Genomic DNA, 9,598 nt, shown 5'->3' on the forward strand with positions numbered 1-9,598 from the left:
AATCGACCAGTCCAAAACCCTGGTAGCCTCATCCCATGGCCAGGCCAAGGGAGTTCGACGAGACCGCCGCCGTCGAGAGCGCGATGCACGCGTTCTGGACGCGCGGCTACGAGGCGACCTCGACGCAGGACCTGTGCGAGGCCACCGGACTCGGGCGCAGCAGCGTCTACAACACCTTCACCAGCAAGAAAGCCCTGTTCCAGCGCACCCTGACGCACTACAGCGCCCAGGGTCTCGCCGGCCGGAAGGCGGTCCTCGAAGGACCGGGCACCGCCGCCGACCGCCTCGCGGCGATGTTCGACGACCTCATCGACGACGAGCTGCGGCACGGCCGCCGCGGCTGTCTCGTCGTCAACACCCTCGCCGAACTCGGCACCCCCGACGACGAGGTCGGCGCCGCCCTGCGAAAAGACACCGAAAAGCAGCTCGCCCTGCTCACCGGCAGCGCCCGGGAGGGCGTTCTCGACGGCAGCCTCCGGGACGGCCGCGCCCCGGCCGACGTCGCCGAGTTCCTGCTCAGCACCATTTCCGGGCTCCGGGTGATGTCGCGGCGCGGCGCGAGCCCCGAGGCGATGCACGCCGTCGCCGATCTCGCCCTGTCCGCGATCACTCGATAGAGAACACCCAGTGGCGCGCCAAACCGCTGCCTCAATTTTGTACTGACCGATACACAACCAAGGAGGACCCGTGCCCCTGGCCGTCTTCGTCCTCGGGCTCAGCGTGTTCGCGCTGGGCACGTCCGAGTTCATGATCACCGGCCTGCTCCCCGGGATGGCCACCGACCTCGGCGTCACCATCCCCGACGCCGGCCTGCTGATCTCCGCCTTCGCCATCGGCATGGTCGTCGGGGCCCCGCTGCTGGCGATCGGCACCCTGCGGCTCCCCCGCCGCCGGACGCTCCTCGCGCTCCTCGCGGTCTTCTTCGGGGCGCACGTCGTGGGTGCGCTGTCCACCGGGTACGCGCTGCTGTTCGCGACGCGGGTGGTGGCCGCGCTCGCCTGCGCCGGCTTCTGGGCCGTCGCGGTGGCGACGACGATCGCCCTGGTGCCGGTGGAGCGCCGCGGCCGCGCGATGGCGGTGCTGGTCGGCGGGCTGACGGTGGCCAACATCGCCGGCGTCCCCGCGGGAACGTTCCTCGGGCAGCACGCGGGCTGGCGGACGGCGTTCTGGGCGGTGGCGGGCGTGACCCTGCTGGCGGCCGCCGGAGTGGCGGCGCTGGTGCCGGAGACGACCGGCGGCGGGATGAGCGTCCGCACCGAGCTGCGGCTGTACCGGCGCGGCCGGGTCTGGCTCGCGCTCGGTGTGATCGCCTTGTGCCAGGCCATGATCTTCGCCGCGTTCAGCTACCTCGCCCCGTTGCTGACCGAAACGGACGGCCTGCCGGAGGCCTGGGTCCCGGGGGTCCTCGCCCTGTTCGGCGTCGGCGCCCTCATCGGCATCACGGCCGGTGGGCGGCTGGCCGACCGCCATCCCTTCGCCACGCTCTACGGCTGCGTCGGGCTCGCCCTGGCGTCGCTGCTCGTCCTGGCCCTCACGACCGACACGGGGGTCGCCGTCGCGGCGGTGCTCGTGTTCGGCGCCGCCGGGTTCGGGGCCAACCCGGCGCTCAACGTCCGCACCTACGCCGTGGCCGGGAACGCGCCGACGCTCGTCGGCGCCAGCACGACTTCGGCGTTCAACGTCGGCAACACCCTCGGGCCGTGGCTCGGCGGCCTCGCGATCGGCGCCGGCCTGGGCTTCCCCAGCGTCGCGTGGACGGGCATCGCCCTCGGAGCGACGACGCTGGTCGCGGTCACGGTCGCGGTCGTCGTCCAGCGGAACGACGACCGCGACCGGGAGCCGCTGGCCGTGTGAGGCTCAGATGCCGAGGAAGTGGACCCCGCCGTCGACCATGATCATCGAGCCGGTGGTGGCGGGGAGCCAGTCCGACAGCACCGCGCACACGCTCTTGGCCACCGGGTCCGGGTCCGTGCTGTCCCAGCCGAGCGGCGCACGCTCGCCCCAGCCGTCCTCCAGGTCGACGAAGCCCGGGATGGACTTGGCGGCCATCGTCTTCATCGGGCCCGCGCTGACCAGGTTGACGCGAATGCCCTGCGGCCCCAGCTCCTTGGCCAGGTACCGGTTGACCGACTCGAGCCCGGCCTTCGCGACGCCCATCCAGTTGTAGACCGGCCAAGCGACGCGCGCGTCGAAGTCCATGCCGACGTACGACGCACCGCGGCCCATCAGCGGCAGGCACGCCTTCGCCAGCGACATGTACGAGTACGTCGAGATCTCGATCGCCGTCTTGACGTCCTCGGCGGGCGCGTCGAGGAACGGTGCGCCGAGGCAGGTCTGCGGGGCGAAGCCGATCGAGTGCAGCACCCCGTCGAGGCCGTCGACGTGCTCGCGGACCTTGTCGGCGAGGCCGTCGAGGTGCTCCTGGTTGGTGACGTCCAGCTCGATCACGGGCGCCTCTTCGGGCAGGCGCTTCGCGATGCGCTCGACCAGCGACATGCGGCCGAAGCCGGTCAGCACCACCTTCGCGCCCTCCTGCTGCGCGATCTTGGCCGCGTGGAAGGCGAGCGACGCGTCGGTGATGATGCCGGTGATCAGCAGGCGCTTGCCTTCGAGCAGTCCGGGCACGGGTCCTCCAAGTCTTGGTTCGGGATGAAGAGAGGTCAGTGGCCGAGGCCGAGGCCGCCGTCGACCGGCAGCACCGCGCCGTTGACGTAGCCGGCCTCGTCGGAGGCCAGGTAGCGCACGGCGGCGGCGATCTCCGACGGCTCGGCGTACCGGCCGGACGGCACCTGCGCGAGGATCTGCTTCTTGCGGTCCTCGGGCAGCTCGTCGGTCATATCGGTGCGCACGAAGCCGGGCGCGATGACGTTCGAGGTGATGTTGCGGGAGCCGAGCTCGCGGGCCAGCGAGCGCGCGAAGCCGACGAGGCCGGCCTTCGACGCCGCGTAGTTCGCCTGGCCGGCCGAACCGGAGAGCCCGACCACCGAGGAGATGAAGACGAACCGGCCCCACTTGCCGCGCAGCATGCCGCGGGAGGCGCGCTTCGCGACGCGGTAGGCGCCGGTCAGGTTCGCGTTGATGACACGCTCGAACTGCTCGTCGCTCATCCGCATCAACAGCGTGTCGTCGGTCAGCCCGGCGTTGGACACGAGCACCTCGACCGCGCCCTGGTGCTCCTCGACGAGCTTGAACGCCGCGTCGACCTGCTCGGTGTCGGTTACGTCCGCCTGGACCCCGAAGAGGCCGTCGGGCGCGCCCGAACCACGGTGCGTGACGGCGACCCGGTGTCCCTGCTCCGCCAGGTCCCGGGCGATCGCCAGACCGATGCCCCGGTTGCCCCCGGTGACCAGAACCGACCGTCCCACAGTGTTCTCCCTCTTCGTCGACCGTGCGCTGATGTCGGGCACGAGGTTATCGGCAGCGCCGCCGGGTCGCGCACCCGCGCCCGGGGTGTCCGCGACCGTCCTAAGCCCGTGTAAGGAACTGCCCTCCGACCTTGCTGGTTACCCGCTGGTTGGTCACCGTGAGTCGCAACACAGGAGGTCGACGATGACAACCCGGATCAGCGGTGCCACCACGGGGGCCGTGAGCGAGAAACGCGTGATCGGCAACGTGCTGCGCGGCTCCATCGGCAATCTGGTGGAGTGGTACGACTGGTACGCCTACGCGGCGTTCACCACGTACTTCGCCAAGTCCTTCTTCCCGACGACCGACACGACGGCCGCCTTCCTCGGCACCGCCGCCGTGTTCGCGGTCGGGTTCCTCATGCGCCCGCTCGGCGGCTGGATGCTCGGGCGGTTCGCCGACCGGTTCGGCCGCCGCAGCGCCCTGGTGCTTTCGGTCACGCTGATGGCCGGCGGGTCGCTGCTCATCGCCGTCACGCCGAGCTATCACACGATCGGCCTCGCGGCGCCGATCCTCCTGCTGGTCGCGCGGCTGATCCAGGGCTTGTCCGTCGGCGGCGAGTACTCCACGTCGGCGACGTACCTGTCCGAAGTGGCCACTCCGGGCAAGCGCGGGTTCTACTCCAGCTTCCAGTACGTCACGCTGTACGGCGGCCAGCTGCTGGCGCTGGGTCTCCAGCTGATCCTCCAGGGCCTGCTCACCGAGCAGCAGCTGACGTCGTGGGGCTGGCGGATCGCGTTCGGCGTCGGCACGGTCGCCGCGCTCAGCGTCATGTGGCTGCGCCGCGGCATGGACGAGTCCGAGAGCTTCACGAAGGAAAAGGGCACCGAGGCGGCCGGTGACCGCGGCACGCTGCGCGCGCTGGCCAAGTACCCGAAGGAGATCGCGCTCGTCGTCGGCCTGACGCTCGGCGGCACGGTGGCGTTCTACACCTTCGCCACCTACAGCCAGAAGTTCCTCGAGAACACCGCCCACATCCCGCGGCGCACGGTCACGATCATCCTGTTCTCGGCGATCCTCCTCGCGGCGATCCTGCAGCCGCTGGCGGGCAAGCTGTCCGACCGGATCGGCCGCCGCCCGCTGCTGCTGTTCTTCGGCATCGCGGGCACGCTGCTCACCGTGCCGATCATGACGATCATGGGCTCGACCCGGAACCCGGTCGGCGCGTTCTTCCTCGTCCTGGCCGGGCTCGTCGTCGTGGCGGGGTACACGTCGATCAACGCGATCGTGAAGGCCGAGCTGTTCCCGACGAAGATCCGCGCCATCGGTGTCGGGCTGCCCTACGCGCTGACCGTGGCGATCTTCGGCGGTACCGCGGAGCTCATCGCGCAGGCGCTGAAGAGCGCCGGGCACGAGTCGGTGTTCTTCTGGTACGTCGCGGGCTGTGTCCTGGTCTCCCTGATCGTCTACGGCACAATGCGGGAAACCTCGAAGAGCTCCGAGCTGGAAGAGCGCTGAGAAAGGGATGGTCGTGCGCGTGCTCCTCGTCGAAGACGACGCGGGTGTCGCCGGCGCGCTCGCCGAGTCGCTGCACGCGCGCGGCCATCCCGTCACCAGCGTCGGGCGCGGGGCCGACGCCCTGCACCGCCACCGCGACGCCGACCTCGTCCTGCTGGACCTGGGGCTGCCCGATCTCGACGGCCTCGACGTCCTGCGCAAGATCCGCGCCGTCTCGCCGGTGCCGGTGATCGTCCTGACCGCCCGCGGCGACGAACGCTCGGTCGTGCGCGGCCTGCGCCTCGGCGCGGACGACTACCTCACCAAGCCGGTCCGGCTGGCCGAGCTGCTGGCCCGGATGGACGCCGTCGTGCGCCGCGCCGTCGCCCGCGAAGCGCCGGCCGACAACGCCGGTGATGTCGTGCGCGTCGAGGACGTCGAGATCGACCTCGGCGCCCGCCGGGTGCTCGTCGCCGGGCACGACGTCGGGCTCACCACCAAGGAGTTCGAGATCCTGGCCGTGCTCGCCGCGCGTCCCGGCACCGCGGTCAGCCGCCAGCAGCTCATGGACGAGGTCTGGGGCGACGCCTACCTCGCGGTGTCGCGCTCGCTCGACGTCCACCTGACCGGCCTGCGCGCGAAGCTGGACCGGCCGGGGCTGCTCACCACCATCCGCGGCTACGGCTACCGGCTCGGCCGGGACTGACCCGTGCGCACCCGGCTGCTGGTCGTGCTGGTCGCCCTCGCCCTCGCGGTGGTCGCCGCGTTCGCCGTGCCGCTGCTGGCGTCCACCGCCGAGCAGCGCACCCAGCAGCTGGTCATCTCCCGCACCGCCGACGTCGACCGGTTCGTCGTGCTGGCCCAGCAGGCCGTCGACACCCGCGACTCCGCGGCCCTCGTGGCCGACTCGGCCCGCTACGCCGAGCTGTACGGCGAAGGCGTCGTCATCGTCGACGCCCGGCGCGCGCCGCTGGTGCAGGCCGGTGGGCTGACCGCGGCGGACCCGGCGGTGCACGCGCTGGTCGAGGCGACGATGCGCAACGAGCCGGCGCCGCAGGTCGGCCGGCTCGGGCCGTGGTCGGCCGAACCGGCGTACTTCGCGCGGCCGGTCGGCACCGGCACCCGGGTGTCCGGCGTGGTCGTGCTCCGCGCGTCGGTGACGGCGGCGGCCGCGGACGTCGCCACCCGCTGGGGCACCATCGGCGCCGGGGCGCTGCTGGTCGCGGTGGTGTTCGTGCTGCTCGCCGTCGTGCTGGCCCGCTGGATGGTGCGGCCGCTGCACGAACTGGAGACCGGGGTCCTCGCCGTCGCCGCCGGGCACCGCGCGCACGTCCCCGAACGCACCGGGCCACGCGAGCTGCGGGTCCTGGCGGGCGAGGTCAACCGGATGTCCGAAGCCGTGCTCGAAGCGGCCGACCAGCAGCACCGCCTGGTCGCCGACGCGTCCCACCAGCTGCGCAACCCCCTTGCCGCGCTGCGGCTGCGCGTCGACTCCCTGGCCGCGCAGGTGGCGGGCGACAACGCCACCTACCGAGCGACCGTCGCCGAGGTCGAACGCCTGGAGAAGCTCCTCGACGGCCTGCTGGCCCTCGCGCTGGCCGAGAGCACGGCGACCCGAGTCGCTGCCGGGGGCGCGGACGAGGCCTGCGATCTGGCCGCCGTGCTCGCCGAACGCGTCGACGCCTGGCGCCTGGTCGCCGAGGACACCGGCTCGACGCTCGTCCCGCCGCCGGGGCACGACGAACCGGTGACTGTCCGCTGCCCGGAAGGCGAGCTGGCCCAGATCCTCGACGTGCTGCTGGACAACGCCGTCCACTACGCCGGCCGTGGCGCGAAGATCACCACGGACTGGGAAAGCGGACCGGAGACGGCGACCCTCGTCGTCCGCGACGACGGCCCCGGACTGTCCACTGAGGACCGGGCGCGGGCGACCGAGCGGTTCTGGCGCGCCGGCGGCGAAGGCGCCCCGCGCGGGACCGGGCTCGGGCTGGCCATCGCGCACCAGCAGGTCCGCACCCGCGGCGGCGTTCTCGAACTGCGCCAGGCACTCCCGCACGGGCTCGAAGCCCGCGTCACGCTGCCGTTGCGGGAGGAGCCGTGACGCTCCCCCGCCGCACCGCCCTGCTCGGCGGGCTCGGCCTCGTCCTGGCCGGCTGCTCGACGGCGGGCTACGGAGGTCCCGAACGGACGGTCACCATCGCCGCCGGCGAACGCGGCGGCTTCTACCTCGCCTTCGCCGAGCTGCTGGCGGCCGAGCTGAGCCGGGCCGAGCCCCGGCTGCACGCCACCGCCGTGCCGACCGAGGCCAGCGTCGCCAACGTCGAGCTGGTGCGAAGCGGGCAGGCCGACCTCGGGCTGGTGCTCGCCGACGTCGCCCAGACGGCGCTCGCCGGGACCGCGCCGTTCACCGCGAAGGTGCCGCTGCTCGCGCTCGGCCGCGTCTACGAGAACTACCTGCAGCTCGTGGTGCGGGCGGACGGACCGATCCGCCGGCTCGCCGACCTGGCGGGCCGTCCGGTGTCGCTCGGCGCGGGCGGGTCCGGCGCGGCCCAGCTCGGCGAGCGGCTGTTCGCGAAGGCCGGGGTCGCGGTCGATGCCCGGCACCTGCTCTTCGACGACGCCGTCCGCGCGCTGGCCGCCCGGCGGGTCGACGCGATGCTGTGGTCCGGCGGGGTGCCGACGCCGAAGCTCGCGGACCTCACCCGCACGACGCCGATCGCCCTGCTGCCGCTCGACGCCGTGGTCCCGGCGCTGCGTGCCGCGTACGGGCCGGTGTACGACCAGGTCCAGGTGCCCGACGGCGCCTACCGCGGGGTCGGGGCGCTGGGCACGATCGGCGTGGCGAACCTGCTGGTCTGCTCCCCCGCGCTGCCCGGCGACGTCGCCGCGGCCGTCGTCCGGCTGCTCGTGGAGCGGGCGACCGACCTCGTACCCGCCGAGGCCGTCGGCACGCAGTTCCTCGACGTGCGGACGCTGATCGGCACGCAGCCGGTGCCGCTGCAGCCGGGCGCGGCGGCCGCGTACCGGACGCTGCACGGCTGAACGCTAGATTGAGCCGGTGACCGAACCCCGCCACCCGATCGTCGAGATGCCGCTGCGCGTGCGCTACCACGAGTGCGACGGCCAGGGCATCGTCTTCAACGCCCACTACCTGGCCTATGTGGACATGTGCGCGTTCGAGGCGGAGAAGGCGCTGTTCGGTTCGCACGACGAGTTCCTGGCCCACCGCACGGACGTCGTGGTGGCGGAGGCGAACCTGAAGTTCCGCGCGCCGGCACGGTACGACGACGAACTGGTCGTCTCGCAGTACCTGACCCACCTCGGGACGACGTCGCTGATCTTCGACTTCGAGCTCCGCCGCGGCTCGACGCTCATCGCGGCGGCGAACGTCCGGTACGTGTTCATCGACCCGGCCACCCTGCGTCCGGCGGCGCCGCCGGACGCGGTCCGCAAGATCTACGCGGACCTGCTCGGAGACTGAGCCGTGTTCCGCATTCTCTTCTACCAGCCCGAAATCCCGCCGAACACGGGCAACGCGATCCGGCTGACGGCGAACACGGGGTGCGAGCTGCACCTGGTCGAGCCGCTCGGATTCACGTTGGAGGACAAGCAGCTGCGCCGCGCCGGGCTCGACTACCACGACCTGGCGCGGGTCCGGGTGCACGCGTCCCTGGCGGCGGCGTGGGAAGTGCTGCTGCCGGCGAAGGTCTACGCGTTCAGCGCGTCGGCGACGCGGCTGTACACGGACGTCGCGTACGCGCCCGGGGACGTCCTGCTGTTCGGCCCGGAGTCGGCGGGGCTGCCGGCGGCGGTGCAGGAGGCACCGGAGGTGACCGACCGCGTGCGGCTGCCGATGCTGCCGACCAGCCGGTCGCTCAACCTGGCCAACACCGCGGCGATCACGGTCTACGAGGCCTGGCGGCAGAACGGCTTCGCGGGCGCGTGATCACCCTCCGGTAGGTTCGCCGGATGCGACAGCAGTTCCTGGGGGCGCTCATCGGCGCCGCGTTCGGCACCGTGTTCGTCCTCGTCAACTCCGGCGACCCGCTCCCCTCGGCGATCGGCTGGGTGCTGCGCGCCCTCGCCGTGGTCGCGCTGGCGGCCGTGGTGGTCCTCGGTGTCCGGGCCGGTGGCCGGCCGACGCTCGAGGGGCGGCCGATGTTCGGACCGAGCTACCGGGTGATCGTCATCGGCGAAGTGGTGCTGCTCGTCGCCGGGTTCTTCGTGCTCAGCCTGCTCGACGCGCCGGTGCAGGCGAACGTCGCGTGGATCGCGACCGTCGTCGGCCTGCACTTCGTCGCGCTGGCCTCGGCGTGGAAGGCGCGGTCGATCCTGGTGGTCGGGGTGGTCCTGACCGTCCTGGGCGTCGTCGGTCTCGCCCTGCTCGGGACCGCCGCGGCGTGGGTCCCGTTCGTCAGCGGCGTCCTCTCCGGGGTGACCCTGCTCGGCGGAAGCCTCTACGGCGTCCGCCGAGCCTGAGTCACGGGAGTCTCTGCCCGAAGAACAGGCTGGCCGCCGCGCCCATCATGAGGATCAGCGTTCCCACTACCACCCACGGCTTGCTCGCGTCGGCGTCCTTCAGCTCGTAGCCGATCTGCTCGCCGAGGTCCGCGTAGACCTTCTTCAGCTCCTCGGCACTGGCCGCCTTGTAGAAGTCGCCGCCCGAAAGACGCGCGATCTCGCGCAGGGACTCGTCGTCCACGCTGACCGGCTGGGCCTTGCCGTCGATGTCGACCGAGCCGTGCGTCGTGCCGAA

At 72.3% G+C, this 9,598-nt stretch carries 11 protein-coding genes and 1 pseudogene; 9 read left to right on the top strand and 3 right to left on the bottom strand.

Annotated elements, in window-relative coordinates:
• The first annotated feature begins 35 nt into the window (after positions 1-35).
• Positions 36-617, top strand: a complete 582-nt coding sequence (locus AA23TX_RS20730) for a TetR/AcrR family transcriptional regulator (protein ID WP_155544140.1) — start codon at positions 36-38, stop codon at positions 615-617.
• Between the two features lie 70 nt (positions 618-687).
• Entirely contained in the window at positions 688-1,854 is a 1,167-nt protein-coding gene (locus AA23TX_RS20735) for a Cmx/CmrA family chloramphenicol efflux MFS transporter (protein ID WP_155544141.1), read from the top strand.
• Positions 1,855-1,857: 3 nt separating this feature from the next.
• On the opposite strand, the gene fabI is transcribed toward AA23TX_RS20735, so the two are convergent.
• Positions 1,858-2,625, bottom strand: a complete 768-nt coding sequence (gene fabI / locus AA23TX_RS20740; protein ID WP_013226770.1) for an enoyl-ACP reductase FabI — start codon at positions 2,623-2,625, stop codon at positions 1,858-1,860.
• A 35-nt stretch (positions 2,626-2,660) separates the two neighbouring features.
• The gene (gene fabG / locus AA23TX_RS20745; protein WP_155544142.1) at positions 2,661-3,365 is read right to left on the bottom strand and encodes a beta-ketoacyl-ACP reductase; all 705 of its coding nucleotides are present in this window, start codon (positions 3,363-3,365) and stop codon (positions 2,661-2,663) included.
• Positions 3,366-3,549: 184 nt separating this feature from the next.
• On the opposite strand from fabG, the gene AA23TX_RS20750 reads away from it, so the two are divergent.
• From AA23TX_RS20750 to AA23TX_RS20780, 7 genes are read left to right on the top strand one after another with little or no spacing between them, the layout of a single operon-like run.
• Positions 3,550-4,863 (top strand): MFS transporter, encoded by a 1,314-nt coding sequence (locus AA23TX_RS20750; RefSeq protein WP_155544143.1) that lies wholly within the window; start codon positions 3,550-3,552, stop codon positions 4,861-4,863.
• Positions 4,864-4,870: 7 nt separating this feature from the next.
• Complete coding sequence (locus tag AA23TX_RS20755) at positions 4,871-5,548, top strand: response regulator transcription factor (RefSeq protein ID WP_155544144.1); 678 nt, start codon at positions 4,871-4,873, stop codon at positions 5,546-5,548.
• A 3-nt stretch (positions 5,549-5,551) separates the two neighbouring features.
• Positions 5,552-6,943, top strand: coding sequence for a sensor histidine kinase (locus tag AA23TX_RS20760; protein WP_155544145.1), 1,392 nt, complete (start codon positions 5,552-5,554; stop codon positions 6,941-6,943).
• Positions 6,940-7,884 carry a TAXI family TRAP transporter solute-binding subunit gene (locus AA23TX_RS20765; RefSeq protein ID WP_155544146.1) on the top strand — a complete coding sequence of 315 codons (945 nt, stop codon included), beginning with the start codon at positions 6,940-6,942 and terminating at the stop codon, positions 7,882-7,884. Before AA23TX_RS20760 ends, AA23TX_RS20765 begins: the two co-directional genes overlap by 4 nt.
• A gap of 16 nt (positions 7,885-7,900) precedes the next feature.
• Positions 7,901-8,323, top strand: coding sequence for an acyl-CoA thioesterase (locus AA23TX_RS20770; protein ID WP_155544147.1), 423 nt, complete (start codon positions 7,901-7,903; stop codon positions 8,321-8,323).
• A 3-nt stretch (positions 8,324-8,326) separates the two neighbouring features.
• A complete protein-coding gene (locus tag AA23TX_RS20775; protein WP_155544148.1) occupies positions 8,327-8,788 on the top strand; it encodes a tRNA (cytidine(34)-2'-O)-methyltransferase in 462 nt (153 codons plus the stop codon).
• 23 nt (positions 8,789-8,811) lie between these two features.
• Complete coding sequence (locus AA23TX_RS20780) at positions 8,812-9,321, top strand: hypothetical protein (RefSeq protein ID WP_155544149.1); 510 nt, start codon at positions 8,812-8,814, stop codon at positions 9,319-9,321.
• Position 9,322: 1 nt separating this feature from the next.
• Here AA23TX_RS20780 and AA23TX_RS20785 read toward each other — a convergent pair.
• Positions 9,323-9,598, bottom strand: a pseudogene (locus tag AA23TX_RS20785) (VWA domain-containing protein); the annotation flags it as partial.

Source organism: Amycolatopsis camponoti (assembly GCF_902497555.1).
Lineage (GTDB): Bacteria > Actinomycetota > Actinomycetes > Mycobacteriales > Pseudonocardiaceae > Amycolatopsis > Amycolatopsis camponoti.